Source organism: Cryobacterium algoritolerans (genome assembly GCF_004402785.1).
GTDB lineage: Bacteria > Actinomycetota > Actinomycetes > Actinomycetales > Microbacteriaceae > Cryobacterium > Cryobacterium algoritolerans.
On sequence record NZ_SOFP01000010.1, the window covers coordinates 32,961 to 59,565 of the forward strand.

Annotated in this window: 27 protein-coding genes and 1 riboswitch; of the genes, 11 read left to right on the top strand and 16 right to left on the bottom strand. The window is 67.4% G+C overall.

The window, feature by feature from the left end; all coding sequences use genetic code 11:
* The first annotated feature begins 25 nt into the window (after positions 1 to 25).
* Both E3O19_RS01900 and E3O19_RS01905 read left to right on the top strand, forming a co-directional pair.
* The gene (locus tag E3O19_RS01900; protein WP_134564933.1) at positions 26 to 1,327 is read left to right on the top strand and encodes a lycopene cyclase family protein; all 1,302 of its coding nucleotides are present in this window, start codon (positions 26 to 28) and stop codon (positions 1,325 to 1,327) included.
* Complete coding sequence (locus tag E3O19_RS01905) at positions 1,311 to 2,390, top strand: Brp/Blh family beta-carotene 15,15'-dioxygenase (RefSeq protein WP_134564934.1); 1,080 nt, start codon at positions 1,311 to 1,313, stop codon at positions 2,388 to 2,390. The genes E3O19_RS01900 and E3O19_RS01905 overlap by 17 nt, the downstream gene beginning before the upstream one ends.
* 22 nt (positions 2,391 to 2,412) lie before the next feature.
* Here E3O19_RS01905 and heR read toward each other — a convergent pair whose 3' ends face one another.
* From heR to E3O19_RS01920, 3 genes are all read right to left on the bottom strand, one after another.
* On the bottom strand, positions 2,413 to 3,177 hold the full coding sequence (gene heR / locus E3O19_RS01910) for a heliorhodopsin HeR (RefSeq protein WP_134564935.1): 765 nt from the start codon (positions 3,175 to 3,177) through the stop codon (positions 2,413 to 2,415).
* Positions 3,178 to 3,342: 165 nt separating this feature from the next.
* Positions 3,343 to 3,747, bottom strand: coding sequence for a DUF2256 and DUF3253 domain-containing protein (locus E3O19_RS01915; protein WP_134564936.1), 405 nt, complete (start codon positions 3,745 to 3,747; stop codon positions 3,343 to 3,345).
* A gap of 145 nt (positions 3,748 to 3,892) precedes the next feature.
* The gene (locus E3O19_RS01920; protein ID WP_134564937.1) at positions 3,893 to 4,519 is read right to left on the bottom strand and encodes a TetR/AcrR family transcriptional regulator; all 627 of its coding nucleotides are present in this window, start codon (positions 4,517 to 4,519) and stop codon (positions 3,893 to 3,895) included.
* Positions 4,520 to 4,586: 67 nt separating this feature from the next.
* On the opposite strand from E3O19_RS01920, the gene E3O19_RS18195 reads away from it, so the two are divergent.
* Positions 4,587 to 7,010, top strand: coding sequence for an alpha/beta fold hydrolase (locus E3O19_RS18195; protein WP_194087907.1), 2,424 nt, complete (start codon positions 4,587 to 4,589; stop codon positions 7,008 to 7,010).
* Between the two features lie 213 nt (positions 7,011 to 7,223).
* Here E3O19_RS18195 and E3O19_RS01930 read toward each other — a convergent pair whose 3' ends face one another.
* The 5 genes from E3O19_RS01930 to E3O19_RS01950 form a co-directional block, all read right to left on the bottom strand.
* Positions 7,224 to 7,424 (bottom strand): hypothetical protein, encoded by a 201-nt coding sequence (locus tag E3O19_RS01930; RefSeq protein WP_134564938.1) that lies wholly within the window; start codon positions 7,422 to 7,424, stop codon positions 7,224 to 7,226.
* Positions 7,425 to 7,539: 115 nt separating this feature from the next.
* Positions 7,540 to 8,379 carry a DUF6671 family protein gene (locus E3O19_RS01935; protein WP_134564939.1) on the bottom strand — a complete coding sequence of 280 codons (840 nt, stop codon included), beginning with the start codon at positions 8,377 to 8,379 and terminating at the stop codon, positions 7,540 to 7,542.
* On the bottom strand, positions 8,376 to 8,693 hold the full coding sequence (locus tag E3O19_RS01940; RefSeq protein WP_134564940.1) for a P-II family nitrogen regulator: 318 nt from the start codon (positions 8,691 to 8,693) through the stop codon (positions 8,376 to 8,378). The genes E3O19_RS01935 and E3O19_RS01940 overlap by 4 nt, the downstream gene beginning before the upstream one ends.
* 2 nt (positions 8,694 to 8,695) lie before the next feature.
* Complete coding sequence (locus E3O19_RS01945) at positions 8,696 to 11,119, bottom strand: DUF2309 domain-containing protein (RefSeq protein WP_166804425.1); 2,424 nt, start codon at positions 11,117 to 11,119, stop codon at positions 8,696 to 8,698.
* Positions 11,116 to 12,654: a proton-conducting transporter transmembrane domain-containing protein gene (locus E3O19_RS01950; protein WP_166804426.1), complete on the bottom strand. Its 1,539-nt coding sequence runs from the start codon at positions 12,652 to 12,654 to the stop codon at positions 11,116 to 11,118. The genes E3O19_RS01945 and E3O19_RS01950 overlap by 4 nt, the downstream gene beginning before the upstream one ends.
* A 109-nt stretch (positions 12,655 to 12,763) precedes the next feature.
* Here E3O19_RS01950 and E3O19_RS01955 point away from each other — a divergent pair, with 109 nt between their 5' ends.
* Together E3O19_RS01955 and E3O19_RS01960 are read left to right on the top strand one after the other, a co-directional pair.
* Entirely contained in the window at positions 12,764 to 13,048 is a 285-nt protein-coding gene (locus tag E3O19_RS01955) for a helix-turn-helix transcriptional regulator (protein ID WP_134564943.1), read from the top strand.
* A gap of 230 nt (positions 13,049 to 13,278) precedes the next feature.
* The gene (locus tag E3O19_RS01960) at positions 13,279 to 14,688 is read left to right on the top strand and encodes an aldehyde dehydrogenase family protein (RefSeq protein ID WP_134564944.1); all 1,410 of its coding nucleotides are present in this window, start codon (positions 13,279 to 13,281) and stop codon (positions 14,686 to 14,688) included.
* Positions 14,689 to 14,750: 62 nt separating this feature from the next.
* Here E3O19_RS01960 and E3O19_RS01965 read toward each other — a convergent pair whose 3' ends face one another.
* On the bottom strand, positions 14,751 to 14,939 hold the full coding sequence (locus E3O19_RS01965) for a YegP family protein (protein ID WP_134564945.1): 189 nt from the start codon (positions 14,937 to 14,939) through the stop codon (positions 14,751 to 14,753).
* A 184-nt stretch (positions 14,940 to 15,123) separates the two neighbouring features.
* Between E3O19_RS01965 and E3O19_RS01970 the strand changes: the two genes are divergently transcribed.
* The 4 genes from E3O19_RS01970 to E3O19_RS01985 all read left to right on the top strand — a co-directional run bounded on the left by E3O19_RS01970 (position 15,124) and on the right by E3O19_RS01985 (position 19,088).
* Positions 15,124 to 15,597, top strand: a complete 474-nt coding sequence (locus tag E3O19_RS01970) for a VOC family protein (RefSeq protein WP_134564946.1) — start codon at positions 15,124 to 15,126, stop codon at positions 15,595 to 15,597.
* 118 nt (positions 15,598 to 15,715) lie between these two features.
* Positions 15,716 to 15,814: riboswitch (TPP riboswitch) on the top strand.
* On the top strand, positions 15,806 to 16,618 hold the full coding sequence (gene thiM, locus E3O19_RS01975) for a hydroxyethylthiazole kinase (RefSeq protein WP_241981135.1): 813 nt from the start codon (positions 15,806 to 15,808) through the stop codon (positions 16,616 to 16,618). It overlaps the preceding riboswitch by 9 nt.
* A gap of 14 nt (positions 16,619 to 16,632) precedes the next feature.
* Complete coding sequence (gene thiE, locus E3O19_RS01980; protein ID WP_241981136.1) at positions 16,633 to 17,358, top strand: thiamine phosphate synthase; 726 nt, start codon at positions 16,633 to 16,635, stop codon at positions 17,356 to 17,358.
* Positions 17,355 to 19,088 (top strand): bifunctional hydroxymethylpyrimidine kinase/phosphomethylpyrimidine kinase, encoded by a 1,734-nt coding sequence (locus E3O19_RS01985; RefSeq protein WP_134564947.1) that lies wholly within the window; start codon positions 17,355 to 17,357, stop codon positions 19,086 to 19,088. Before thiE ends, E3O19_RS01985 begins: the two co-directional genes overlap by 4 nt.
* On the opposite strand, the gene purQ is transcribed toward E3O19_RS01985, so the two are convergent.
* The 5 genes from purQ to kynA are packed head-to-tail and all read right to left on the bottom strand — an operon-like array spanning position 19,075 to position 23,270.
* Positions 19,075 to 19,773 carry a phosphoribosylformylglycinamidine synthase subunit PurQ gene (gene purQ / locus E3O19_RS01990; RefSeq protein ID WP_134564948.1) on the bottom strand — a complete coding sequence of 233 codons (699 nt, stop codon included), beginning with the start codon at positions 19,771 to 19,773 and terminating at the stop codon, positions 19,075 to 19,077. The genes E3O19_RS01985 and purQ overlap by 14 nt on opposite strands.
* Positions 19,773 to 20,042 carry a phosphoribosylformylglycinamidine synthase subunit PurS gene (locus E3O19_RS01995; RefSeq protein ID WP_134564949.1) on the bottom strand — a complete coding sequence of 90 codons (270 nt, stop codon included), beginning with the start codon at positions 20,040 to 20,042 and terminating at the stop codon, positions 19,773 to 19,775. The genes purQ and E3O19_RS01995 overlap by 1 nt, the downstream gene beginning before the upstream one ends.
* 39 nt (positions 20,043 to 20,081) lie before the next feature.
* Positions 20,082 to 21,440, bottom strand: coding sequence for a kynureninase (locus E3O19_RS02000; RefSeq protein WP_134564950.1), 1,359 nt, complete (start codon positions 21,438 to 21,440; stop codon positions 20,082 to 20,084).
* Entirely contained in the window at positions 21,437 to 22,393 is a 957-nt protein-coding gene (locus E3O19_RS02005; protein WP_134564951.1) for an amidohydrolase family protein, read from the bottom strand. The genes E3O19_RS02000 and E3O19_RS02005 overlap by 4 nt, the downstream gene beginning before the upstream one ends.
* Before the next feature lie 22 nt (positions 22,394 to 22,415).
* On the bottom strand, positions 22,416 to 23,270 hold the full coding sequence (gene kynA / locus E3O19_RS02010) for a tryptophan 2,3-dioxygenase (protein ID WP_134564952.1): 855 nt from the start codon (positions 23,268 to 23,270) through the stop codon (positions 22,416 to 22,418).
* A 160-nt stretch (positions 23,271 to 23,430) separates the two neighbouring features.
* Between kynA and E3O19_RS02015 the strand changes: the two genes are divergently transcribed.
* The gene (locus E3O19_RS02015; RefSeq protein ID WP_134564953.1) at positions 23,431 to 24,141 is read left to right on the top strand and encodes a TetR/AcrR family transcriptional regulator; all 711 of its coding nucleotides are present in this window, start codon (positions 23,431 to 23,433) and stop codon (positions 24,139 to 24,141) included.
* 150 nt (positions 24,142 to 24,291) lie between these two features.
* A complete protein-coding gene (locus E3O19_RS02020; RefSeq protein ID WP_166804428.1) occupies positions 24,292 to 25,188 on the top strand; it encodes an alpha/beta fold hydrolase in 897 nt (298 codons plus the stop codon).
* Between the two features lie 69 nt (positions 25,189 to 25,257).
* On the opposite strand, the gene E3O19_RS02025 is transcribed toward E3O19_RS02020, so the two are convergent.
* Together E3O19_RS02025 and E3O19_RS02030 are read right to left on the bottom strand one after the other, a co-directional pair.
* Positions 25,258 to 26,085, bottom strand: a complete 828-nt coding sequence (locus tag E3O19_RS02025; protein WP_134565037.1) for a VOC family protein — start codon at positions 26,083 to 26,085, stop codon at positions 25,258 to 25,260.
* 111 nt (positions 26,086 to 26,196) lie between these two features.
* Entirely contained in the window at positions 26,197 to 26,574 is a 378-nt protein-coding gene (locus E3O19_RS02030; protein WP_134564955.1) for a VOC family protein, read from the bottom strand.
* Between the last annotated feature and the right edge of the window lie 31 nt (positions 26,575 to 26,605).

The window sequence follows — 26,605 nt, forward strand, 5'->3', positions numbered from 1 at the left end:
TTCGTTCGGTCGGTACGAAACGGTTGTGAGCGAGGCAGGCAGGAATGGGCCCGATGTCCCGGAGATGATTCCGCTCGGCCGCGGGATCGCCGTCCAGGTCCCGGACTCCCTTGTCATCGACGTCCCCGACACGGAGGTCTACGACGTGGTGATCCTGGGTGCAGGATGCTCGGGGCTCTCCCTCTGCCTGGCGCTTCTGGAGCGCGGGGCCACCGGCCCGATCCTGCTGGTCGATTCGCGCACCGAGTACGCCGACGATCGGACGTGGAGCTACTGGGATGTCGAGCCGACCCGGTTCACGCACCTGGCTCGGGCGCGCTGGACCACGTGGCGGGTGTCGACAGCGACGGAACAGGTTCGCTCGTCGGCTCTCAGCACCCCCTACGTCTCGCTGGCCGCAAACGACTTCTACCGTTACGTCCTCGGCCGCCTCGCGGAGTACCCCAATGTCCGGCTCCTGATGGGTGAGGACGCGATCGGCTACAGCGAGATCGCGAATGGTCTCGCGGTCGCCACGACACGGTTCCGGGTGCGCGGCGCGCAACTCGTCGACAGCCGCGGACTTCGGCCGACACAAGGGGAGCTTGACGATATCGCGCGGCGCTCCACCTGGGTGCCGCAAAAGTTCGTGGGCTTGCACGTGGTGACCTCGCGACCCGTCTTCCACGCCGACGAGTGCGTGCTGATGGACTTCGACGTCGACCAGACGCGGGGACTGCGCTTCGGCTATGTCCTTCCGGTGTCGCCCGTTGAAGCCCTCGTCGAGAACGTCTATCTTGCCGACGTGGCTGTGACGGAAGCGGAGCACCGGGCTGAGCTGGAGTCCTACCTCGCGAGCCGCTTCGGTCTTGAGCCCGGCGATTACGAGATCCTGGGTGACGAGCGCGGGTTTATCCCGATGACCGATCACGTCTTCAACCAGCGGCCGATGCCCAGAGTGTCGAAGATCGGAACCCTGGGCGGTGCTACCCGCCCGAGTACCGGCTACACCTTCCTTCGCATTCAGCGGTCGAGCGACGAGACCGCCCTACGACTTCTCGGCAATTCTTCCGAGCGTGGTCGGACGCAGACCTCTCGATGTTCGATGCTCGACCGAGTGTTTCTGCGCTTTCTCGCGGACCACCCCGAGAGGGCCCCACTGGTGTTCGCTCGGATGTTCGCGCGCGTCCCCGCGGAGAGTCTCGTGCGATTCCTTTCCGACCGTAGCGGGCCGATCGACTCCGTCCGGCTGATCCTGGCGCTCCCCAAGCTATGGTTTCTGGGGTCCGCCCTTCTGGTCCTGCTTCGATCGGTCGCCGACAGGGTGCCCCATGACCGACGCCACTGAGCTCGCCGTCTGGCGGCTGGCCAGGCGACAACTCTTCGTTCCCGTCGACATCATCCTGCTCGTACTGTCCGTGGCCTGCGCTGCCGGACTGCGCATTCCTGAACCGCTCCAATATGTGCCGTTCGCGCTGGGTCTGGTGATTTTCGGTCTGCCCCACGGAGCCCTGGATCATCTCGTGCCGGCCCGGCTCGCCGACCGCCGCCCGACCGTCGCCACCGTGGCGCCGGTGGTCGGCCTCTACCTCGTGCTCGGCGCCGCGGTCGCGGTCCTGTGGGTCGTCAGCCCGATCGTTGCATTCGTATTCTTCATCGCTCTCACGTGGTTCCACTGGGGTCAGGGCGACGCTTTCGCCTCGGCTCAGCGCACCGGCGATCGCCTCGGGTGGCCGCGGGCGGTCGGTTTCCCGCTGCTGCGGGGAGCCCTCCCGATGGTCGTCCCTTTGATCGCGTTCCCCGCGACCTACGCCGTTGTGCTCGGGGCCACCACGCGCGCCTTCGGAGGCTCGTCACCCTCCGGGACCCTCGCTGCGGGCATCCGGCTCGCGCTCGGTGTCGGCATGGTCGTTCTCGTCATCAGTGTCACGCTGCTCGACGTGCGGGGGCGACGCGGCACCCCGGGCGGCTGGAGGGCCTGGCTCGGCGACGTGGCCGAGGTGGCGCTCCTGGCCTTCTTCTTCTCGACCGTGCCGCCCGTGCTCGCAGTCGGACTCTACTTTGCCCTCTGGCACTCGCTCCGTCACATCGTGCGACTCTCGGTTCTGGATCCCGTGCTCGCCCGCCCACTCGCCGAGGGTCGGTGGGGGCTCGTGCTGCTCCGGTTCACTGGCCAGGCGGCCCCGGTCACGGGCGTCGCCCTGCTTATCCTGGCGGGCCTCTTCTTTGCGCTCATACCGCGCGCGGGCGGCAACCCGATGGATCTTCTCGGCATCTACCTCGTGCTCATCTCGGCCCTGACCCTGCCTCATGCGGTCATCGTCGCGATCATGGATCATGCGCAGGGCCGTGGCCACGGCCGGACAGAAGCGCCTTCGCACGTGCAGGCCTCTGCAGAAGCGGGCAGCTGAATAGTCGCTCGGGGCGAGGGGCCTAAGGCGGGGGACCCGTCGCCCCGAGGATGCCCGCCAGGACCTGCCAGGTGAACGCCGCTTTCGTTGCGAGGCTGAGTACCAGGTAGGCCCGCTCCTCGGTCGGGTAGGTCCGCCCCGCGGGAACGCCCCGGAACCCCAGCCACTGGTTGACCCCGAACCCGAAGAACAGCAGAAGAAGGGTGATGGTGAGCAGCCTGATCCAGCCGGGCTGGTCGTAGCCGCTTGTCGCTCCCGGAGCCAATACGTGCAGGGCGATGACCCCCCACGGCACGATCCCGACTGCGCTCGCGACCACGAAGGGCTGCAGGGTGCGGGCGGGGGTGCCGAGCCGCTCCTGCAGCCAGAGCAGGATGACCAGTGCCGACTGGGCCGTGTAGACGAGCACGAGCGTGCCGACATCCGTGATGCCGTTCAGCTGGGCGATGAGGAACAGCATGATCGACGAGCTGAGCGAGTACTCGATCCAGCGGATCGGGTTGCGCTGCCCTTCGATCGCACTCCGGTAGCGTGCGCCGAGCACCGGCGAGGCGATGAGCAGGTGAGTCACAGCCGGCAGCAGGAGCACGATGACCGCGCCGATGCCGACATCGACGCAGGCCAGCGACAAGCGTTCTGGCGGCAGTCTCGCGCCCGGCACCCCGGTCGGGTAATCGACGGTGACGGGCAGGAGCAGGTGCCGGGCCTGCGCCACCATCAGGGCAACCGCAACCGCCTGGGCGAGGTGCAGGATGCCCGCGGTCAGGTTCAGGGTACGGAGGTTCACGGGCACCGCTTTCGGTGGACGGGGGTCCGGCCTGCGAAGGAGCTCCGCATACCTGCAAACCTATCGAGGATCGGGAGGCTCGTTGTCTGCGATCCGTCGCCCCGCCGGAATGGCCATCCCGGCGGGGCGACGCCGTCCGCCGCGACACTTACCGTGGGTGACCCCCTACCGCGGTCTGCGCAGGCGGATCGGACCTTTCGCCGTGGACGGGTCCACGACCGAGCTGCCCTGCGTGACCTGCAACTGCCCGGCCGCTACCATCCGTCGGGCGGCACGTCGGACCGGCTCCATGAGCTCACGCCACGTCTCGCCGCCGACCGCACGCGCGACGTCGGACGGGCAGATCGAGGCATCCGCGGCCCGCATCGACAGAAGACGCGCGATAGTGCTCTCCAGCTCTCGGTCGGTGTCGTCGATGCCGTGCCGCCGGCACGCGTCGGAGCAGTACTTCACGTTCGCCCAGTCGCGTGCCCAGGACACCCGCCAGGTGACGCGGCGGCCGCACGATGCGCAGGTGAGCTCGGCGGCTGCGGCCTGCTCGAGGTCGGATGCGCGCTGCCGGTGGGCCACCCGTCCATTCTGCACCCGTGGGGCTTCGCCGTCGCGCGGGCGCACGCGTCGCGCGCCCGCGTGACGGCGACCCTTGGGGTTGCAAATCCCACCGTCTCCGCACACGAAGCGGGCGACTTCGTCAGAACCCGCCGCCCGAAGGCTGTCATTTCTCGGCGCTGGACCCGTAAATGCTGCGCATCCAGATGCCGAGCATCACGTCGACGACCACTGTCCGGTCGATCGCTGGCCGTTCGCGGCTGAAGGATGCGGAGAGGACTCTCTCGTTCATCAGGTTCAGCGCGACTGCCAGGTCATGCGCGGGGATCCCGTCGAGTGCGGCTCCGCGTTTTCTCTCCGATGTGATGACTTTGGTCGTGTAGTCAACCCAGGACTGCATGGAGCGGGCCCAGAGAGCCTGAATCTCCGGGTTGTGAAGACGCGCGGCGATCGCGGTCTCGGCTACTGCTTCGTGTTTTGTGAAAACGTCGACGAACGCGCTGATTGACTTCCGCCACCGGTCAGCCGGGTCTGAGGAGACTTCACCCGGAAGTCCGGCGAGTGCGCCTTCGACTTCGTCGATGACGCGGGCGAGCAGTTCGATGACGACCTCGTCCTTGGAGGAGAAGTACGAGTAGAAACTCGGTCGTGAGATACCTGCTCCGCGGGCCAGGTCTTCAATTGAAATGTCGCCCAGTGAACGGTGTGCCAGAAGGGATTCCGCGGTTGCGAGAATGGCGTCCTGGCGATCGTCGCCCGACGGTCGCGTGCTGCCGCGTTCTCGCCTCGCCATGACGCCATCATATCGTGACCCGACATAGTGTTGGATTAACCGACAATGTGTTGGTATGGTCTCGACCATGGAAGAACACATGGACGTGTTGATCGTCGGGGCCGGCCTGAGTGGGATCGGTGCCGCAGCACACCTGAAGCGCGATTGCCCGGACAAGACCTTTGTGGTTTTGGAGTCGCGGGCGGCTATCGGGGGAACCTGGGACCTGTTCCGTTACCCGGGCGTGCGCTCCGACTCGGATATGTTCACTCTCGGGTATTCGTTCCGTCCGTGGACTGACGCGAAGGCGATCGCTCCGGGTGCCTCCATCCGTGACTACATCCGCTCGACGGTTGTCGAGGAGGGCCTCGGCGACCATGTCCGGCTGCAGCATCGTGTGATCGCTGCCTCGTGGGCGAGCGAGACTGCGCAGTGGACCGTCACCGTGGCAAGGACCGACGAGGGCGAATACCGTGACGGCCAGAGTGCCCACGAGCTGATCACTTTCACCTGCTCGTTTCTCTTTGTGTGCTCGGGTTACTACCGCTATGACGAAGGATTTACGCCGGTGTTTCCCGGTGCCGAAAGTTTCGACGGCCAACTGGTGCACCCCCAGCATTGGCCGGCGGACCTCGAGTACGCGGGGAAGCGTGTCGTCATTGTCGGCAGCGGAGCGACTGCTGTCACTCTCGTGCCGGCGATGGCCGGCACGGCCGGGCACGTGACGATGCTCCAGCGTTCGCCGAGCTACATTGCGCCGATCCCCTCCGTGGACCGGAAGGCCGATGTCTTCCGCAAGTACCTGCCCCGTCGGCTGGCCTACCGACTCGCGCGCGTGAAAAACATCGGCTACTCGATGTTCGTCTATCGGCTGAGTCGGAGACGTCCCGAGAAAATGAAATCGATCCTGCGAAGCGCCGCGGTCAGACTGCTGCCCGCCGACTTCGACGTCGATACCCACCTCTCGCCGACGTACAACCCGTGGGACGAACGACTGTGCATGACACCGGATGCCGACCTGTACCAAGCGATCAAGCGCGGTACTGCCGACATCGTCACGGACCGCATCGAGCGGATCACCCCGAGCGGCATCCAGCTGGCGTCCGGCAAGACCCTGGATGCGGACGTCATCGTCAGCGCCACCGGCCTCAATATCCTCGCCATTGGAGGTATGTCCCTCGACGTTGACGGCAGCCGAATCACGCTTGCAGACACACTCACCTACAAAGGCATGATGCTCGACGGCGTGCCGAACTTCGCGATGACCATCGGCTACACGAACGCGTCCTGGACATTGAAAGCCGATCTCGTGGCGCGGTATATCGGCCGCGTCCTGAAGTACATGGACCGCCACCACAACGACGTCGTCACTCCGCGGGCGTCACCGTCGGTACGATCCGGTCATCGTGTGTCGCTGATCGACCTGCAATCCGGGTATGTCAGGAGAGGCGTCAACAGCCTTCCCCGGCAGGGCGAAAAGACGCCGTGGCGTCTCCACCAGAATTATCTGAGTGACTTCCGGTTGCTGAGATTCGGCCGAGTCACTGACGAGGTGGTCTTCGGACGCGCGGGGAACCGCACGGCTGGCGGAGCGCCCGCTGCCGGTGAGGCGGCCACCACAACCCATGGCGTCCCGCTTGGCCTGGCGGGAACAGGGGTGCTCGATATCCACGGCACCCGGATTCGTTACCGGGTGACTGGGCAGGGCAGCCCGGTCCTCCTGCTGCACGGTATCGGGCAAAGTCTCGAGGACTGGAACGACCAACACGAACGCCTCTCCGCCGATCACACCGTCTTCAGTCTCGACCTGCCGGGCTTCGGGTACTCTGCCCGCTCCCCGGGGAAAGCGTCACTGGCCAAGCTCGCCGCCATCCTGCCCCGGTTCCTCGACCAGGTCGGAGTGACCGAACCTCTGCCGGTGATCGGTAACTCACTGGGCGGTGCGGTCGCCATGACCTTCGCCGCCGCCAACCCGGGGCGAGTGTCCGCGCTCGTCCTCGTCGACAGCGCAGGGTTCGGCACCGAAGTCACGATCGTGCTTCGCCTGCTGGCCATCAGACCGGTCGGTGCGGTGCTGATGCGACCGAGTCGGAAGAATGCCGCTCGCACGGTCGACGGTATCTTCTACAACAAGGAATTCGCCACCGACGAGCGGATCGAGCACCAGCTGGCCCTGTCCAGCCGCCCGGCCCACGCGCGCACCCTGCTGGATCTTGTGCAGGAGCTCGGCACTTTCCGCGGCATCCGCGAACCATGGCGCAGACACCTGCTCGCCAAGGTCGGCACGCTTGACATCCCCGTCCTGATCATGTGGGGCGACCACGACCTGGTCCTTCCCTCCGCACATCTGGCGGCCGCAGCGCAGGCACTGCCCGCTGCTCGTACTCATCTTTTCCAGAAATCCGGTCACATGCCCCAGATCGAACACCCCGACGAGTTCGCCGCCGTGGTGCGAGACTTCTTGGACCAGGGTGTCGCTTGGGCGGCGCCCACCAGGCACGCGAGCAGATGAGCGGGTCCGGGATCGCGTGAACGTCGATATCCCGCGCGGCACACGGCCGAACATCCGGAGACGACACCCCTCATCAACCGCGCCGGTGAGGCGATTCAGCGCTGAATGAGCCCTCTGGCATCAGGATCGAACGTGATGAACCGCCAGTCATCCCGGAAAGCTGTTTCACCCACGAACCGTGAAGGCCCGTCCGAAGCGCGGACTGTCAGGTCTCTACGCGATCAACGTGTGCAGGTCAACCCCGAAGAGGGCCACGAGAGGCCAGAGCACAATCGCCGCCAGTCCTTCCAGAATATTGCCGGGAACGTTCCAGGCCACGAGATAGCCCTGGGTGGCAGCGACCACTACCCCGATGACCAGATACACGATCCCGATCAGACCTATTCCACGCCCGCCCATTCCACGCCTGCTCATTTTTTGCGCCTGCCAATTCCGAGTATCGTCGCTCATCTGCCGCTGCGGAGTGATTGTCCCAATAGTAGCGCGGGGGAGAAATTCAGGGAGGCCCTGACCCCTTCGATTTCCCGACTCAGGGGTTACAGAAGTCGCACCACCGCGGGGAGGCGTGTTGGGCTGGTCGGGGGATTCGAACGGTGTGGGGGCAGAGTCCGCAGCCCGATATGTCGGCCGCGATCACGTGCGTGGGCTGCCCGCAGTCCGCGCAGCGCAGTCCGCGTTCGATGGTGACCTGTCCGAACCCGGGGGCGTGACACAGCGGGCAGGTCATGGTTAGTCGTCGCGCCATTGTCTGGGCGAGGGTGGCGATGACCTCGGCACGGGAGGGGCAGCGATGCGCGCGGTAGTCGGGCGCGATCGTCACGGGGCCGCCACCGGAGAGCCGGAGCAGTTCGCCCAATGCGTCGGAGAGCACGTCATATGTGTCGAGGTTTTTGCGGACTTCCTCTCCAGCGGCGCCCCCGCGAATCAGCAGGCCCTGTTCGGGATATCCGACAGCGGTCGCGTAGGGGAGTGCCTCATCCATTGAGGTGATGCTGCGTCCGGGGGGCAGGGGTGAGGGCGTGATGCTCCCGACGACCAGGTCCAGGCCCCGGGTTTCGTCGATGAAGGTCAGGACTTCCTGATGTTCGACAAGGAATCCGAGACCGGAGTTGAAGCTGCCTTCTGACGAGAGCCCGTAAGGAGTGCCGGACAACTGCATGCCGAGTCGAGCCTTCGTTCTCGCGGCTGCTCGGGGGCTGAGGGTGCGGGCAATCTCTCCGGAGAAAGTCCCGAACTGATCGGTGTCGAGATCCGGGGGCGCGACCACGTCGGCGCCGAGAATGTCGAGAAAGGGTTGGCGGGCGAGCCGTTCTTTGCCGTGCATGGTGGCGAACGCGACCAGAGCCCCTGAGTACGGCTGGGTGATCATGCGAAGTATTCGGGCCTGCTGACGTAGGTGTCGGCGACGAACATCACGCCGGGGCCGTCCTCGAGTAGCTGGCGCACTGCACCAATCAGGGCAGGTGCCTTCTCGGTCGGCAGGACGGTGATGAGCATCGTGAGGGTGTCGTACTCGTTGAACAGAAGGGCACCAGAGTGCTGCCCGTGATGCCCGAGCCCCGAGACGCCGGAGACGGCCGTATAGCCGGTAGATCCCGCGGAAGTGATGAGTTCCCTGATCGGTGGTGCGTCGCGACCCGGGATCACGATCTCAATGCGCGTCATCTTCGTGAGTGCTTCCATCACTAGTCTCCTTCTGTGGTTTGGCCGAGCTCGGTGTCGGTGTGCCACCCGTAGGTGCCGTACCGGTGCCAGGGGCTGTGCTGGCTGTCGCGCGCGGTAAGGGCGATCCAGTTGTTGTCGAACAGGTCTCGAAGGACCTGGTTGCGAGAGATTATGGTGCCTATTCGGTCGAGCGGTGCCTGGATCAGTACGGTGAGGCGCATCGGTTCGTGCAGGTTGGTGTTGCCCACGGCGACCGATTGGAGAGGAAGGCCCGACTTGAGGTCGCCACCATGACCGGCCAGGACACCGATCGTTCCGATCGCATTGTGGATGGTCTTTGTCCCGGCTCCCCAACGGTTCTGGTCAACGGTGGAGAAGTAATACTGGTGGTTTATCCATTGGGCGACGACAAGTGGGGCTGTCATTATCGTTTCGAGTGCGGAGCCATCGGGGTCAAGTTCCGGCACGTAGGAGTGCAGGAAAACGCGGCGCTCGAGGTTCACGCCCCGGGTCATTGCTCTGGGGCCGATGATCATGGCGGCGTTGCCGGCGAGCCCCAGTTCGGGGTAGACCTCTGCCCAATCGTGGGCGCGTCGGCGCAGGCGTGCCAGCGAGTGCCCCGACGCACCGGGCAGCTCGCTTGATCGCTCTCTCACCAGCAGGTCAGCCGCTATTCGTTGCGTGCCGATGAACTCGTTGAGAACATCGATGTGGCTCTCTGGCAACAGGTGCCGGTCAAGAATGTCGATCCGGTCGGACACGGTATTGTGCTCTGCGGCCACGAATACGGTCGTTTCGGGGATTGCGAGCCCGCGGCCGGCGAGGATCCGGCGCACCTGGGGGTCGTTGAAGATGGCGGTTGCGGCCCGGGCGTTGGCTGCTCCCGGGTTTCCGCCGCAGGCACCGCAGTCCAGCGCCGATTGGTACAGGTTGTTGGCGCTGCTCGACCCATGACCGGCCAGAACGACGAGTGGTGCAAACCGATCCAGGCCCATCATTCGGATGGCCGTTTCGGCCAGCGAGGCCCGTTCCTCGAGCGTGAAGGCATCCGCGATTGTCACTTCGGTGCTCAGCGCCGGTGTCGCCTGGCGGTGCAGCCGTTCCCGGGCTCGGATGGTTCCGGGCCACAGGGTGCGCAGAAGGGCCCCGGCGCCGAAGAACCAGCCGAGCGTTTCGGCAAGCGCGAACGGTGCTGCCGGTGTGGTTTCGCTGGCGTGGACGCCGGCGGCAAGAGCGTCTCGGAATCGAAGCGCGTTCGTACGGCGTCGCGCTCGCGGGAGATCGTTTGTGGTCTCGGTCACAGCATGCCGGGGAGCTATGAGTGCGGGGAGCGAATCGATGGTTCCGCGCGCCTGGTAGCTGGCAAAACGGATCGGGACACCAAAGAATCCGGCGAAACCGTACGTTTCGATTTCGAGATCGGCTTCGAGGTGGCGACGCATTCCCTCCGACCGAGGGTCAATGCACATCACGAGTTGCACAGCCGACTGGAGGTCTCGGGTTGTTGTCGGGGAAAGCGTGGCCACCAGCTGCAGTCGATAGTGCTCTTCGTAGGCGCTTTGCCACGTCGATGCATGCAGGTGTGGGGGATGCAATGTCAGAATCCGCGCCACTCGCGCAAGCGTGTCCGGGGATGCGGAATCCTCGGCCAGCGCAGGGATGATCGTCCCAGCGCGTTCCCAAACGGTGGCTGAGCCGAGTTCAGGCTTTTTCACCGCCAGCGGCAACGGCAGGTCAAGCGCCCACCGCAGAGTCAGGCGGATCGCCAGATAGGAGGTCAAGTTGATATCTCCGACATGCTCGGCACGCCACTTGATGTGGGCCACCCATCCAGGCAACCCCAGCGCCTCTTGACGCAGGATCGCCTCGGTTCTGCTCCCGCTGGGGTCCAGTCGCGCGAGCGCTTGGGCGAGCGCCTCATCAGCTGTGCGCGGTATGTCGCGGAGGCGCTTTCGAGCCATCTTGGGCAAGCGGGGGTCATAGCGGGTCATTGTCGTCCACGCGGCCCACAGCCCTTGATCGCGGTCGGGCATCTCCCACAGCGGGTGCGGGTCGAGGTAGGCCGCAATCCATATCGACACGAGTTCATCCACCGGGTCGGGGGAGGGTGGTGGCGGTGTCGTTCTACCGTGATGGTCGGCGTGAACCAGTTCGCTCGCCACGAGCTCGGCCGCGGTCCACACTCGGCCACCGAGGGTGACGTTGCCCGCGCCGGCCAATTCGGGCACGCGGTGAAGGACCGCCGCCACCAGGTCGGCACCGCTGATCCGCCCTGACGCATAGTCGGCAAGATACGCGTTTCTCGGTCGCGTCACCCCAGAGATGGCGAAGTCTTCCGACTCGTGGGCGCCCAAAGGGTTCACGGCGATGAATGATGACAGCGGCCACATCGGAACCACCGTGCGGGTGGCGCGGGTGACCGCGGCACGTACTCCAAGACTCATGACGGAGCTCCTATCTGACGTGCGATCGATTGCCGCGTTATGCGCGTGGTCGGTGTTCCGGCGGCGAGGCCGAGCGCATAGAGGCGACGAGTGGCACCGTTTCCCGGCCGATTGAGCAGCACCAGTTGAAGGGCGATCAATGCGACCCCCGGGATGAGCAGCCACCAGGCGTTCACCGCTGCGGCGACTGGCCCAAATGCCAGGGCGCGATCGAACAAGGTGATCAGGGCCGTGTATCCGAATGCCAATCCCGTGATCGCGAAACTTCCCACGAGGGCTGTGGTCGCGGAGAAGTGGGTCCACAGAGTGCTTACCAACGCCACTGCGGCGGTCAGCACCACGAACAGTTGCAGAGCCTGGCTTGCGGGCGACAATTCCACACCGAGCAACACTCGGGCAGCAACTATCGACCCGATGGGCACCGAGATGGCGACGGCGATGGCTGCGGTCGCCTGTGGCCAGCGCGTTACCTGTCGGGCCGGCCATGCTCGTTGCCTGGCCTCCCGTGCGACTCCCGACCCGGCGCCCAGGAATAGTGTGGCCTTGAACAGACCGTGGGCGATCAGATGGAACACGGCCGCAGCGAACGCACCCATGCCGCACGCCAGCATCATGAAGCCCATCTGCGCGATGGTCGAGAAGACAAGGCGCCCCTTCACGTCGGGTTTGATCAACCGGATAGCCGACGCGTAGACCAGCGTCAGTGCGCCGGCGAAAAAGATCAGGGACATGGCCGCAGTGGACTCACCTATCACGGGCGAGAACCGCAGCACGAGGATCGCACCAGCGTTGACAACACCGGCGTGCATGAGGGCCGATACCGGTGTCGGGGCCGCCAGTGTCGCTGGAAGCCACCCGTGGAAGGGCACCTGGCTGGATCGCGCGAGCGCAGGGATGACCAACAGGACCGCAACCACTGTGGCAAGAGGGATCGGCAGCCCTGCCATTGCGTTGCGAAGATCGGCGAAGGCGACATCTCCGTCGGCCGAAACCGCCAGCAGAATCAGGGCGGTGATGAGTGGCAGATCACCGAGCACAAAACTGATGGCCGTGCGGCGGGCCCCTCCTCGGGCCTGCGGCAGGTGGGAGTACATCGCCAGCAACGCGACCAGGCTGGCTCCAGCGGCGACCCAAGACAACCCAAATCCTAAGATCGTGTTGGCGCAGACCATCACGGCTGTGGAGGCAGTCACGAGGTTCGCGGTGACGACAAACCACATCTGGCGGGCATCCCCGCGAAGATAGCGCACCGCGAAGAACTGAATCAGCGCGCTCAGACCCAAGACCAGCATCAGCACGACCACTGCCAGCCAGTCGACATTCAGGCCCAGGGACTCGAGGAGGAGGCTGTTTCCCTCGTGCGATGTCATCAGGCGGATGGGGACGAGGCACATCGCCGCAACCGATCCGACCGCGACGACGGTCGCGGCGAATCGTGCGGCCGAATCCGCGGTCCACCGTCGAACGAGGACTGCGCTCAGTGCCGCGCACGGGGCCGCAATGAGTGCACACAGCACGAACACCAGCTCAATCATGACCGTCACCTCCATTACCCGTCAACTGAAACAAGAAAAAGATAGCACGTTAAATGAATCGGGAGAATCGTTTAGGGATACCGCTCGCCGTCAACGGTAGACTGGGGTCATGGCGCACTGGACCTTTCTGACCAATCACGCCCACGTCCTGCTCTGCGTGTCTGAGAACCCCAACGTGCGCCTTCGCGATATCGCCGACATGGTCGGGATCACCGAGCGTGCCGCGCAACGAATTGTCACCGAACTCGAAGACGCCGGGTACCTCGATCGTGTGCGTGAAGGGCGCCGCAACAGATATCTCTTGAACACCGCGATGCCCCTCAGACACCCCCTCGACAGCGACCACCGAATTGGAGAGCTGCTGGCCGCCTTCTCCAAGAGCTCGACCCCCTGAAGCGCGCGACCCGCCAATTCCGGGGCGCTCCGAGCATCCGATGACTCTCGAACTCGCCCGCCGCCAGTCTGCCCCGTTGGTGTCATCGCAGCCAGAGCGGTGACCGGGGGCATTTTCTGTGCCGCGTTTGAGTCTGCACCAGCCGACAACCGCGCTGCGCGCTCCAACAAACGGGGCGGCATCCCGGTTGGATACGTTCAGGGAACTAACGGACTCACAGTGGAGGACCCATGGACACCTACGACGCTCTTCTCGCGACAATCACGCCGAAGTCGGGACCGACGAGGGAGATCCTGGACCCCGCGACGGGAGCCGTGGTCGGCCTGGCCCCCGTGCGCGGTGTCGACGATCTCGATCGCGCCGTTGCCGCGGCCGCCGCAGCGCAGCCTGCCTGGGCGGCACTGGGCCACAAGGAACGCATCGCGACCCTGATCCGGGTGGCCGACGCCATCGACGCTTCCGCGGAGCCGCTCGCACAGCTCCTCTCCCGTGAACAGGGCAAGCCGCTCAACGGCCCGAACGCAAGGTTCGAGGTCGGCGCCTGCTCTGCCTGGTTGCGCGCCACCGCCGCGACCCCGCTGGAGGCCGAGATCGTCATCGACGACGGCCAGACCCACGCCGAACTGCACTACCGCCCGATCGGGGTTGTGGGTGCCATCGGGCCGTGGAATTGGCCGATGATGATCGCGGTTTGGCAGATCGCCCCCGCCCTGCGGATGGGCAACGCGGTCGTCGTCAAGCCGTCCGAGTACACGCCGCTGAGCGTGCTGGCCCTCGTCGCGGTGATGAACCAGGAGCTTCCGGCCGGCTTGGTCACCGTCGTCTGCGGCGACCGCGAGGTCGGTGCGCGGCTCTCCAGCCACCCGGACATCGGCAAGGTGATGTTCACGGGATCGACCGCCACCGGTAAGGCGATCATCAAGAGCTCCGCCGACACGGTCAAGCGCCTCACCCTCGAGCTGGGCGGCAACGACGCCGGCATCGTGCTCTCGGACGCCGACCCGAAGGCCATCGCGGAGGGCCTGTTCTGGGGTGCCTTCATCAACACCGGCCAGACCTGCGCGGCGCTCAAGCGCCTCTATGTGCACGATGATATCTACGATGCGGTCTGCACGGAGCTCACCGCCGTAGCCGCCACCATGCCGATGGGTGTCGGAATCGATGAGCAGAATGTGCTCGGACCGCTGCAGAACAAGGCACAGTTCGATATCGTGTCCCGCCTCGTCGACGCGGCGAAGGGCTCAGGGGCCCGCGTCCTCCTCGGTGGCAACCCGCGCCTGGACCAGCCGGGTTACTTCTACCCGACCACGCTCATCGCCGACATCGACAACTCCAACCCGCTCGTGCTCGAGGAACAGTTCGGTCCGGCGCTGCCGATCATCCGCTTCACAGACCTCGACGACGTGATCGCGCAGGCCAACGGCGTCGACGTCGGGCTCGGCGGCTCGGTCTGGTCGCCCGACCTGGCGAAGGCGCGCGAAGTGGCCGCGCGCCTCGAGGCCGGCACAGTCTGGATCAACGGGCACGGCGGAGTGCACCCGATGATCCCGTTCGGCGGGGCCAAGCAGTCCGGCTACGGGCTCGAATTCGGCGTCGAAGGCCTCAAGGCGCTCGGCGTGCCCCAGGTGATCAACGGCTGAGCCGCGCATCGCCGGAATCGCCGCCCACTCGACCCCGCGCCGTGTGGGCGGCGATTCCCGTTTCAGCTGGCAGGCTCGGTCAGGTCGACCACGTGGGACTTGGCGTGGGACTTCAGGGCTTCGATCCCCTTGAGCGCGGCCACCTTCGTCTTGTAGCTGTCGGAGGTGGCAATGACCTCGCCGTTGTTGGCCTTGAGCCTGAACTGGTAGCCGCCGGACCTGTCGACATACACTTCGTATTTGCCGCTCATGACACGCTCTCTTCTTCGCCACGGAACATCAATCATCGTCGACCGGTCGGCCGGTGACCTCAGACTACGCTGCGGCGGGATGCCGTTGCCCCTAGCCCGGAGTGGGAGCTTTTACTAACATCGGGGTCGGCTCCGTTTCCGTCACAGCGGCGGGATGACTTCCTCGGAGCAGACAGGAGCAGCCATGCAGACGATCAGCCCGTTCCTCTGGTTCGACGGCCAGGCCGAGGAAGCCGCCAGGTTCTATGTGTCGGTCTTCACCAATTCCGAGCTGCGCAGCGTGTCCAGGTACCCCGATGACATGCCCGATGTCGGTGGTACGGTCATGGCCGTGTCGTTCGCGCTCGACGGCCTCGAGTTCCAGGCGCTGAACGGCGGGCCACAGTTCCCCTTCACCGAGGCCATCTCCTTCTTCGTGCGAGCGGATACCCAATCGGTCATCGACGACCTGTGGTTGAGGCTCAGCGAGGGTGGCGAGCCAGGCAGGTGCGGTTGGCTGAAGGACAGGTTCGGGCTGTCCTGGCAGGTCGTGCCGCCCATTCTCGGGGAACTGCTCGGCGACCCAGACCCGGAGCGGACGGGCCGGGTCATGCGGGCGATGCTCGCCATGACGAAGATTGACATCGCCGGGCTCCGCGCAGCCTACGCCGCCCCCTGAGCTCCAGACCCCAATGTCGTTCGGTCCTCGAGTTGCTGAGAATGCACCTTGGTGGGCGTCTCGAGGGTGCCTTTTCCGGAACTCAGCGGGGTGGGGTCGGGGAGGCGGCTAGGCTCGGAGACGTGACACGGGGTGCCGTCGAGAGTCGATGGCTGAGATCAGACCCGTAGAACCTGATCTAGCCAGTACTAGCGAAGGGATGTCGCGAGTGAACTCTCGCTTGTCTAACCAGCACGCCCAGTTTTCCGCCGAACTGCTCCACCGTGTGCAGGACGGCGTCCCGCTCGTGCAGTGCCTGACCAACGCGGTGGTGGCCAACTTCACCGCCAACACCCTGCTCGCCCTCGGCGCCGCCCCGGCGATGGTCGACCTCCCCACCGAGGCCGGACCCTTCGCGCGGGTGGCGTCCGCGGTGCTGATCAACCTCGGCACCCCACAGCGCGACCAGCGGATCGCCATGGTCGAGGCTGCAACCCACTCCAACGCGGCCGGCACCCCCTGGGTGCTCGACCCGGTCGCGGTCGGCGCCCTCCCGGTGCGCACCCACCTCGCTCGGGACCTGCTCGGCCTCCGGCCCACGATCATCCGCGGCAACCCGTCCGAGATCATCGCGCTCGCCGGGGCCGGCCACGGCGGACGCGGCGTCGACTCAACGGACTCCGCCGAGGCCGCGCTCGACGCGGCCCGCCACCTCGCGATCGACTTCGGCTCCATCGTCGCCATCTCCGGCGCGACCGACATCGTCACCGACGGGGCCAGGGATGTGCGGGTCGACAACGGCACCGTGCTGCTGACCCGGATCACCGGCGGCGGCTGCGCCCTCGGCGCGGTGATCGCCGCCTTCGCCGCCCAGGACAACGACCGGCTCGCCACGACCGTCGCCGCCTGCGCGATCTACGCGCTCGCGGCCGAGCAGGCCGCGTTGGAATCGGCCGGTCCGGGCAGCTTCGCCGTCGCCTTCCTCGACCGACTGGCGGGCCTCACCCCTGACGACGTGCTGGCCGGCGTGGTCATCGGATGATAATGCCCGCCCCGATGTCCCTTCCAGCACCGATGTCCCTGCCAGCCCGGAGGACCCGGCCAGCCCACGCGGCACAGCCTCCGCTCTGCCCCCTCGACCTTTCCACCTACCTGGTCACCGACCGGCGGCTCTCCGGACGGCTCGGGGTGCTCGGGGTGATTGCGGCCGCGGTCGCCGGCGGTGTCCGCGTGGTTCAACTTCGTGACAAGACCGCCGCCACCCGGGACTTCTACGACCTCGTGGTCGCCGCGTCCCGGATCACCGCCGGGCGGTGCCTGCTGCTCGTCGACGACAGGGTCGACGTCTTCCTGGCAGCGCGGCACGCCGGCGCGGAGGTGGACGGCGTGCACGTCGGCCAGTCCGATCTTCCAGCTGCCGCGGTGCGCGCCCTGATCGGGCCTTCCGCGGTGCTCGGCCTCACCGCGAATACACCCGCGCATCTGCGCGCGGCGCACGCGCTGCCGTCGGGCGCCGTCGACTATCTCGGGGTGGGGGTGATCCACCCGACCGCAACCAAGCCCGATCACCCCGAGGCGCTCGGCGTGGCCGGGTTCGGGAAGATCGCGCGTTCGACCGGGCTTCCCTGCGTCGCGATCGGCGGCATCCGCCTCGCCGACACAGCCGGCCTCCGCGCTGCAGGAGCCTCAGGTCTCGCCGTCGTCTCGGCCATCTGCGCGGCCGACGACCCGGCCGAGGCCACCCGCGCGTTCGCAGCCGCCTGGGCAGGGGCCGCGGCGTGAACGGGATACCGCGCGTGCTGAGCATCGCCGGGACCGACCCGACCGGGGGCGCGGGCATCCAAGCCGACCTCAAGGCCATCGCGGCCAGCGGCGGTTACGGGATGGCGGTGGTCACCTCCCTGGTCGCGCAGAACACCCAGGGCGTGCGGGCGATCCACCTGCCGCCGACATCGTTCCTGCGCGACCAGCTCGACGCCGTGAGCGACGACGTCACCATCGACGCCGTGAAGATCGGCATGCTCGCCACCGAGGACGTCGTCGCCGAGGTTGCGGCCTGGCTGCGCCGCACCCGACCGCCGATTGTCGTGCTCGACCCCGTCATGGTGGCCACCAGCGGGGATCGCCTACTCGACCAACCCGCCGAGGCCGCCGTGCGCGACTTCCTCGGCGAGGTGGACATCGTCACGCCCAACCTGCCGGAACTCGCCGTGCTCGCCGAGCGCCGGGTCGCGTTGACCTGGCCGGAGGCGATCAGCCAGGCCAGGCTCGTCTCCGTCCGGCACGGCGTGATCGTGCTCGTCAAGGGCGGCCACCTCGGCGGTCACGACTCACCGGATGCCCTCGTCGACAGCGCCGCACGGCTCTCCGGCGGGCGCGACCTGGTCGAGTTCGCCCAGGAACGCGTGCCGACAAGGAACACCCACGGCACCGGCTGTTCCCTCTCGAGCGCCCTCGCCACCCGGCAGGCCCGGCTGGGCGACTGGGTGGCCGCCCTCGACGCTGCCAAGGAGTGGCTGACCGACAGCCTGCGGCACGCCGACGAGCTCGACGTCGGGCAGGGGAACGGGCCGATCAACCACTTCGCGGCGCTCTGGCGCGCGCGGGACGCGTCGGCGTCTGCGGCCGCCACGGTGGCTGCTGCCAGCCCTGCAATCACGCCGGCTACGGTCGCCGCTGCCGTCGACGAGACCGCTGCCGTCGACGAGACCGCTGCCGTCGACGAGACCGCAGCCGTCGACCCCGGCGCACCGGCCGGCCACCCCGTGGGTGATGAGGCCGGCCACCCCGTGGGCGATCGGGCCGCCCACACAGACGGGTGGTGGGCGGGAATCGACCGCCTGCGCAGCGAAATCGACGACCTCCCCTTCATCCGGGGGCTGGCCGACGGCAGTCTTGCCGCCGGCGCCTTCTCGGCTTATCTCGCGCAAGACGCCTTCTACCTGCGCGACTACTCCCGCGCCCTGGCCCGGGCCAGCCAGCTGGCACCGACTGTGGACGAGCAGGCCTTCTGGGCCTCAAGCGCGCACGGCTGCCTGGTCGAGGAACTCGAGCTGCACCGCACCTGGCTCGACGGCCGGGCCTCGGATGCCGCGCCTTCGACGGTGACGATGGCCTACCTGGACCACCTGCTGGCTGCGGCGGTGCACGGCACGTACCCGGTGCTCGTCGCTGCTCTGCTGCCCTGCTTCTGGATCTACCAGGCGGTCGGGGAGCGCCTGGCGGCGGCTAACCACTCGGAGCATCCGTATCGGACCTGGCTCGACTGCTACGCGCAGACGGAGTTCCAGGCGGCGACCCGAGAAGCGATCGGGATCGTCGAGCGGGCCGCCACCGGGGCGGCTGCGCCCGAGCGTGCCGAGATGTGGCGGTCGTTCCGCACCTCGGCCGCGCACGAACTCGCATTCTTCGACCAGACGTCCTGCACGAGACCAGTGGTGGTGGTGCCCGTCGAGACCACCGGGACAGGCTCGACCGCCGGGGCCGGCGGATGGAGGCCTACGCGGTCGTGAGAACCCGCGCGATCACGGAGGTGAAGAAGGTGAGGCCGTCGACGCCGCTGCGCATCGCGTCGGCGGTGTCGGGACCGAAACCCGGTTCGACGGCATGCTCGGGGTGCGGCATCAGTCCGACGACGTTGCCGCGGGCGTTCGTGATCCCCGCGATGTCGTTCAGGGAGCCGTTGGGGTTGACGCCCAGGTAGCGCACGACGACGTGGCCCTCGCCCTCGAGGCGTTCGAGCGTTTCGGCGGCGGCGATGAAGCCGCCCTCGCCGTTCTTGAGCGGGACGGTGATCTCCTGGCCGGACTCGAAGCCGCTCGTCCAGTCGGTGGCCGTGTTCTCAACACGTAGCTGCTGGTCGCGGCAGATGAAGGAACCGTGGTCGTTGCGGATCAGGCCACCCTCGAGCAGGTGTGCCTCGGTGAGCATCTGGAAGCCGTTGCAGATGCCGAGCACCGGCATCCCCTTGTTCGCGGCGTCGATGACCTCGGCCATGATCGGGGAGAGGCTGGCGATGGCCCCGGCGCGAAGGTAGTCACCGTAGCTGAAACCGCCGGGCAGGACCAGTGCGTCGACGCCGTGCAGGTCGTGCTCGCCGTGCCAGAGGGCGACCGGCTCCGCGCCGGCCAGACGGATCGCGCGCTGGGCGTCACGATCGTCGAGCGAGCCGGGGAAGGTGACGACGCCAACGCGCATCAGTGGGTCTCTCCGGCGGGTGCCTCCAGCACGTGGATGCCGACGACGTCTTCGATGACCGAGTTGGAGAGCACAGTGTCGGCGAGCTCCTGGATCTCGGCCAGCATGGCGCCGTCCACGTGCCCGGCGACGGTGATTTCGAACCGCTTACCCAGGCGCACGCTGGTGAACCGGCTCTTGCCGAGGCGGCCGAGAGCGCCGGCGACGGCCTTGCCCTGCGGGTCAAGCAGCTCGGCCTTGGGCATAACTTCTACGACGATTGTTGGCATGGTTCACTCCGGAGACGTCGGGGGGTGGATTCCACGATTCTACAGGCCGGCAGCGGCGTCCCGACCGGCCTCGGCGCCGGCCACCAGTCCGCTCTGTCCGAGCAGCACCCCGCGGAGCACGTCGCGGATCGCGGCGACGCCCTCGAAGGTCTCGACGAAGCTGGTGCTGAGCGGCGAGAGCCCGATCCGGAGCGCGTCCGGGCCCCTGAAGTCGGGGATCACGTCATGCTCCCAGAGCGTTTTCGTGACCTGCCGCATGGCCGGGTGGTTGATCGTCACGTGCCCGCCCCGGTGCGTGTGCTCCCGCGGGGAGGTCACCCGCACGCCAAGCGGCACCAGCCAGGTGTCGACCAGGCTGAGGGCGAATTCGGTCAGCGCCACCGATTTCGCCCTCACCTGGTCGATGCCGGCCTCCTCGATCATCGCGATGGTGTCCTGCATGGCCAGCATTCCGACGATGGCGGGCGTGCCGCTCATGAAACGGCGGATACCGTCGGCCGGCAGATAACCCGGGCCCATCGTGAAGACATCCTTCGTCCCCATCCAGCCCTGGATCGGCTGGCTGAGCACGTCCTGCAGATCGCGCCGCACGTAGCCGAACGCGGGGGCGCCCGGCCCGCCGTTCAGGTACTTGTAGCTGCACCCCACGGCCAGGTCGACGTCGCAGAGGTCGAGTTCGACCGGGACCGACCCGACCGAGTGGCTGAGATCCCAGAGCACGAGCCCACCGACGCCGTGCACCAGATCGGTGATCGTGCGCATGTCGGCGAGGAAACCCGAGCGGTACGCGACGTGGCTGAGCAGCACGAGGGCGGTCTGCGGGCCGACCGCGTGCCGCACCTGTTCGACGGTGACCCCGGAGGCCGGGTCGGAGTGAATCCAGCGCAGGGTGAGCCCGCGTTCGGCGGCGATGCCCTCGAGCAGGTACCGGTCGGTGGGGAAGTTGTCGGTGTCGAGCACGATCTCGGTGCGCACGGGCTCGGTGTCGATCCGGCGGTAGTCGACCGCCGCGCGGGCCAGCTTGTAGAGCAGCACCGTGGTGGAATCGCCCACGAATACCTGCCCTGGCGCCGCGCCGAGCGCGGCGCGGCCGAGGTCATCGCCGATCTTCAACGGCAGGTCCATCCATTCGTCGTCCCAGCCGCGGATCAGACGAGTGCCCCAGTCGTGGGTGAGGAATTCGGTGATCCGGGCCACGCCGGCCAGGCTCGGCCGGCCGAGCGAATTACCGTCAAGGTAGACGAACGGGTTCGGGTTGGCGTCGCCGACGGTGTCGGTGCCGACGAACTGGCGGCGGTAGTGCGCGAGGCCGTCGATGCGGTCCATCCGGCGGGCGAAGGCGAGCTGGGTATCCTGGCCGCCGAGGCCGGCGTGGCTGCTTTCGGTGCTGGGGGTCATCTGGCTTCCTCGGTCTCGAACGGCGGGTTTGGCAGGCTCCCATGATGACCGACTTCCCCGGCGGCCGCAGCCGGGGTCACCCGTGCCGTGCACAGCCAACGGGTGAAATCGTCGGTGTCGCCAGGGCGCTCGCCCGGGATGAACATGGCCGGATGGCCTGCGCCCGTGCGCGGTAGGGCACCGGGGAACCGGCCGATGGAGTTGGCGGTCAGGGTGCGGAGGAGCTCGTCGGGGGAGAGGCCGCAGGCGAGCAGGGCATCGAGCTCGCGCCGGTTCAGCCCGACCGGAAGCGGGCCGTTGCCGAGGTCCGTTCCGTAGAGCACCTGGCCGCGAGCCGCGTGGAACCGGCGCAGGTTGTCGCTCGCCCGGGCGAATGCCCCGGTGGGGCGGCCCCAGCCGTGGATATCGAGGGTGCTGATCCAGGTCATCCGGGCGGCCATCGCGCCGACGAGGTCGTCGTCCAGGCGTTCGTCGAACGGCGTGTGCGCGAGGGCGTCGACTCCCAGGTCGAACGCGACGCGGGCCTGGCCCGCACCCTCCGCGTGGGCGATGACGGGCACGCCGCGCTCGTGCGCCCTGGCGACGATCGCCGCGAGCACGTCGCCGGGCAGCGCCGGACCGGCCACGGTGTTGAGGGTGACCTTGATGACGGATGCGCCGGCCTCGAGCTGCCGGTCCACGGCTGTCGCGGCATCCGTGGCGCGCGCCACCTCGCAGACGCTGCCGGCAGGGGTCCAGTCCTGCCTGGCCGGGTAGCCGCCCGGCGTGGTGAGGAACTGGCCGGCCCTGGTCGCCCGTGGGCCGAGGGGGCCGGCATCCGTCACGGCGCGGGGTGGGTGCGGCCCGCCGAGATCGAGCACCCTGGCGATCCCGCCGGCAGCCAGGGGGGCAGGGTCGATCAGGGCCAGGTGCACGTGCGCGTCGAGGAAGCCGGGGTATACGGTGCCGCTCATGAGGAGGGTCGCAGCCTGCGACTCACGTGCCGAGCTCCGTGCGCACCGCGAACAGCTCAGGAAAAAAGGTGAGTTCCAGTGCCTTCTGCAGGAAAGCGGCGCCGCTCGAGCCACCGGTGCCGTGCTTCATCCCGATGATTCGCTGCACCGTCTTCAAATGGCGGAACCGCCAGAGTTGGAAGTTGTCCTCGAGGTCGACGAGCTCCTCGCAGGCCTCGTAGGCACCCCAGTGCAGGGTGGCGTTCTCGTAGATTTCGCGGAAGACCGCCACCAGCGCCGGATGCAACACCCACGCCTCCGTGACGTCCCGCTCAAGCACCGCGGCGGGAATGGAGAATCCCTGCCGATGCAGGTAGCGCAGGAACTCGTCGTAGATGCTGGGCGCCTCGAGCATCTCGGTGAGCAGGGCGTGTGCGACCTCGTCACTCTCGAAGACGCTGAGCATCCGCCGGTTCTTGTTGCCGAGCGCGAACTCCACGGCCCGGTATTGGTACGACTGGAATCCGGAAGAGTTGGCCAGCACCCCCCGGAACTCGGCGTATTCGCTCGGAGTGAGGGTCGCGAGCACTGACCACTGCTCGGTGAGCGTTCTCTGGATGTGCTTGACCCTGGCGATGCACTTGAGGGCAGGTTGGATGCGGTCCCGGCGGAGGTGCTCCGTGGCGGCCCGCAGCTCGTGCAGCACGAGCTTGAGCCAGAGTTCGGTGGTCTGGTGCTGGATGATGAAGAGCAGTTCATCGTGGTGCTCCGGCGAGCTCACCGGTTTCTGGGCGCCGAGCAGGGTCTCCAGGTCGAGGTAGGAGCCGTAGCTCATCCGCTCCCGGAAGTCGGTCACGATCTCCGGGTCGAACTCCCGGGTGTTCTTCTCGACCGGCATACTGCTCCGTTCCGCACGGCCGGCATCGGGCCGCGGTGCCAGGTTTCGTTGACTGCATTCTCGTGGGACACGCCGGTGCACGCAACATGACGACCCGTAAACGGCGTCCGTGGAGGATTCCCTCCGCGAAGTCGGAGGTTGGGGTCCTAGAATCAAGCCCATGACTTCGCGCGAACCGACCCAGCAGGACGGGGCGCAGCCGAGACGGCGTGACGCCAGGCAGAACCGCGAACGTCTCCTTCTGGAGGCCCGCGCCCTGATCGCCGGGCACGGTGTCGACGCGTCCCTCGAGGAAATCGCCCGCCGCGCCGACGTGGGCGTTGCCACGCTGTACCGCAACTTCCCGACCAGGGACGACCTCATTCGCGCCCTGCACGAGATCGCGCTCGCCGAGCTCGCCACCGTGAAGGACGAGATCACGGCGGCCCCGACCGCATGGGACGGCATCGTCGTCTACACCGAGCGGGTCGCCGAATGGCTGGTCGCTGACCCTGCCCTCCCGCCGATCCTCAAGCGGATGGAGACCATCGATCCGACGCTCGGCCAGGGCAAGGAATTCCAGAGCGTGATCGCGTCATTGGTGGCCCAGGCCAAGCGCGACGGGGTGCTGCGACCGGACGTCGACGCGGTCGACCTCGCCGTGCTGGTCACCATGGTCGGCTCTCTCGGAACGCTCGGCGGCGGCTACACCGGCCAGTGGCGCCGCCAGCTGTCGATCGTGCTCGACGGGCTGCGCTCGAAGGACCTGGACCGGTCGAAGCTGCCGGGGCGCCCGCTCGGAGCCCGCGAGTTCCAGGCCGCGGTGCACGGGCTGTCCCGCCGAGGCAAGCGGGCAGCCATCCGTCCGCCGGGGACGGCGTCGGGAGCCTGATGAAGGCCGCGACCGTCTACGACGTACGCGCATCCCGCCCGGAGCGGGTGCTCGCCTGGGTGAGTGTCTTCGCAATGCGCCCAGCGCCTTCCCGGTCGACATCCCCCGAAACCCCGGGAGCACGAGATCGCCGCCGCTGACTGGCCCGCCGTGCCCCAGTTCGGAACCCTCCCGATTCCGCCGACGGATGCCGTTGCCCACCTGGGCCTCGACCTGCCGGTCGGCCGCCTGACCGCGATCCGCTCCCGGCCGGGCACCCCAGCCCGCGGCGTCGTGCTGCTCGTGCCCGGTTTCACGGGTTCCAAGGAGGACTTCAGCGGGTTCCTTCCGCTGCTCGCCGAGCTGGGCTGGGACGCCTGGAGCTACAGCCAGCGCGGTCAGGCCGATTCGGCTGCGCCGTCCAGCCCGGAGGAATACACCCTCGACCGCTTCGCCGGCGACGTGCTCGCCGTCGTGGAGCTGGTCAGCGACGGCCGGCCGGTGCACCTGCTCGGCCACAGCTTCGGCGGTGTCGTGGCCCGTGCCGCGGCGATCGCGTCCCCCGGCAGCTTCGCCGACCTCACGATGCTGTGCTCCGGCCCGCACGGCTGGGCCGGGCGGCTGGAACGTGAGGCGGACATCGTTCGTTCGCGGGGCTCGAAAGCATGGTGGAACGAGGTCAACCCCCACACCATCGGCCGTCCGGATGCCGAGCTCACCGCCGATGAGGCGTTCCGCCGGCTGCGGATGGGCCGCACCAGCGACGAGAACCTGATCGCCGGCGCCGGGATCCTCGCCGACGAGACCGACAGCACAGCGGAGCTGCTGAAGACCGGACTTCCCGTGCTCGTCGCGCACGGAGCCGCGGACCCGGCCTGGCCGCAGGACTGGCAGCGCACGATGGCACTCCTCCTCGACGGGCGGTACGCCGTCATCCCGGACGCCGCCCACTCGCCCCAGCTGGAGAATCCAGCCGGCACGGCCGTCGTGCTTGACGAGTTCTGGGCCGCCGCGGGTTCCGGCCCAGCGGTCCGTGTCCCCGCGGCCCCTGCGCCGGTCGCAGCCTAGGCTGTCTCCGGCCAAGCAGCATCCGGCTCGGCTTCCGTCGGCGGCGACTCGGGAGGGGCGCTGCGCGGGTCAGCGGGCGCGAACGACGATCTGGTTGCCCCACGGGTCGCCGAAGCCGAGGGTCTGGCCGTCGTGGCGGGTCTCGACGCCGAAGTGGTTCATCCGTTCGCCGAGGGCGCCGATGTCGTCAACGGTCGGCAGGACGATGTCCACCTCGCCGAGCCCGAGCGCGAGCCTGCGCTTGCCGGCGCCCGCGCTGTTCCAGGTGTTCATCGCCATGTGGTGGTGGTAGCCGCCCGCCGAGACGAACAGGGCCGCGCCGCCGAGCGACGCGGTGGCCTCGAAGCCAAGCCGGTCAACATAGAACTCGCGGGCGGTGGCGACGTTACCGACGGAGAGGTGCACGTGCCCGACGATGGCGTTGCCCGCCGACGGATCGGCCTGGCCGGCCTCGGTGAGATGCTCGCCGATGAACTCGTTCGGATCGAGGTAGAGGGTCGCCATCTCGACCTGGCCGTGCGTCCAGCTCCAGGCGGTGCGGTCGCGGTCCCAGTACAGTTCGATCCCATTGCCCTCCGGATCGGTGAAGTAGAAGGCCTGGCTGACCAGGTGGTCGGCGCTGCCGGTGAACGTGCCCGGATGCTTCGTGCCGACCGAATAGACGGCTGCGGCGAGCTGCGCCTGGGTGTCGAAGAGGATGGCGGTGTGGAACAGCCCGCTCGAGCGCGGTTCGGCCGCCGCGAGCTCCGGGGCGTGCTGCAGGATGACGATCGGCGTGCTGCCGCGGCCGAGCACGGCGACGGGGCCGTCCTGGCTCAGCAGCGTGAGGGTCACCGCGTCCCGGTAGTACGCGATCATGGCGTCGAGGTTGCCCACCCGGAGGGTCACCGCGCCCATTCCGGTGGACGCAGGCAGGAGGTCGTTCGCAGAGAGGCTCACGGCTGCTGAAACGGATCCCGGCCCGCCGGTATTCCGGAATGCCCCGTTCGGGGGCGTTGCCCTCGATCCTCAGTCCTGGTGGAGCTGGACCAGATTGCCGCAGGTGTCGTCGAAGAGCACCGAGGTGCCGGAGGCATCCGTGTTCGGTTCGCTGGTGAAGCGCACTCCGAGGGCGGTGAGCCGGTCATAGTCCGCGCGCACGTCGGGCGAGCCGAGCACGATCGCGGGCAGCCCGAGGGAGCGCAGACCCTGCGCGTATTTCGTGGAGACGCGGTTTTCGCTGGGCTCGAGGAGAAGGCCGACACCGGTGGGGTCTTCCCTGGACCTGACGACGTAGAGCTGGTGCTCGGGCATGATCAGATGCTCCTCGAAGCCGAGGACGGAGGTGTAGAAGTCGAACGCGGCCGCCGGGTCGTTCACGTGCACGCTACACATCTTGATACGCATGCCGGGAGCGTAGCATTTTCGCGCCGCCGGG

Bases quoted from the DNA above. Each gene is read 5' to 3' on its own strand.
- E3O19_RS01955 (WP_134564943.1), top strand. From the start codon at position 12,764: ATGGCGCACTGGACCTTTCTGACCAATCACGCCCACGTCCTGCTCTGC.
- E3O19_RS01940 (WP_134564940.1), bottom strand. From the start codon at position 8,693: ATGGAAGCACTCACGAAGATGACGCGCATTGAGATCGTGATCCCGGGT.
- E3O19_RS01935 (WP_134564939.1), bottom strand. From the start codon at position 8,379: ATGATCACCCAGCCGTACTCAGGGGCTCTGGTCGCGTTCGCCACCATG.
- thiE (WP_241981136.1), top strand. From the start codon at position 16,633: ATGTCCCTTCCAGCACCGATGTCCCTGCCAGCCCGGAGGACCCGGCCA.
- kynA (WP_134564952.1), bottom strand. From the start codon at position 23,270: ATGCCGGTCGAGAAGAACACCCGGGAGTTCGACCCGGAGATCGTGACC.
- E3O19_RS01995 (WP_134564949.1), bottom strand. From the start codon at position 20,042: ATGCCAACAATCGTCGTAGAAGTTATGCCCAAGGCCGAGCTGCTTGAC.
- E3O19_RS01945 (WP_166804425.1), bottom strand. From the start codon at position 11,119: ATGAGTCTTGGAGTACGTGCCGCGGTCACCCGCGCCACCCGCACGGTG.
- E3O19_RS02015 (WP_134564953.1), top strand. From the start codon at position 23,431: ATGACTTCGCGCGAACCGACCCAGCAGGACGGGGCGCAGCCGAGACGG.
- purQ (WP_134564948.1), bottom strand. From the start codon at position 19,773: ATGCGCGTTGGCGTCGTCACCTTCCCCGGCTCGCTCGACGATCGTGAC.
- E3O19_RS01970 (WP_134564946.1), top strand. From the start codon at position 15,124: ATGCAGACGATCAGCCCGTTCCTCTGGTTCGACGGCCAGGCCGAGGAA.
- E3O19_RS01920 (WP_134564937.1), bottom strand. From the start codon at position 4,519: ATGGCGAGGCGAGAACGCGGCAGCACGCGACCGTCGGGCGACGATCGC.
- E3O19_RS01905 (WP_134564934.1), top strand. From the start codon at position 1,311: ATGACCGACGCCACTGAGCTCGCCGTCTGGCGGCTGGCCAGGCGACAA.
- E3O19_RS02005 (WP_134564951.1), bottom strand. From the start codon at position 22,393: ATGAGCGGCACCGTATACCCCGGCTTCCTCGACGCGCACGTGCACCTG.
- E3O19_RS02000 (WP_134564950.1), bottom strand. From the start codon at position 21,440: ATGACCCCCAGCACCGAAAGCAGCCACGCCGGCCTCGGCGGCCAGGAT.
- E3O19_RS02025 (WP_134565037.1), bottom strand. From the start codon at position 26,085: ATGGGCGCGGTGACCCTCCGGGTGGGCAACCTCGACGCCATGATCGCG.
- E3O19_RS01960 (WP_134564944.1), top strand. From the start codon at position 13,279: ATGGACACCTACGACGCTCTTCTCGCGACAATCACGCCGAAGTCGGGA.
- E3O19_RS01950 (WP_166804426.1), bottom strand. From the start codon at position 12,654: ATGATTGAGCTGGTGTTCGTGCTGTGTGCACTCATTGCGGCCCCGTGC.
- E3O19_RS01965 (WP_134564945.1), bottom strand. From the start codon at position 14,939: ATGAGCGGCAAATACGAAGTGTATGTCGACAGGTCCGGCGGCTACCAG.
- E3O19_RS02030 (WP_134564955.1), bottom strand. From the start codon at position 26,574: ATGCGTATCAAGATGTGTAGCGTGCACGTGAACGACCCGGCGGCCGCG.
- E3O19_RS01930 (WP_134564938.1), bottom strand. From the start codon at position 7,424: ATGAGCAGGCGTGGAATGGGCGGGCGTGGAATAGGTCTGATCGGGATC.
- E3O19_RS18195 (WP_194087907.1), top strand. From the start codon at position 4,587: ATGGAAGAACACATGGACGTGTTGATCGTCGGGGCCGGCCTGAGTGGG.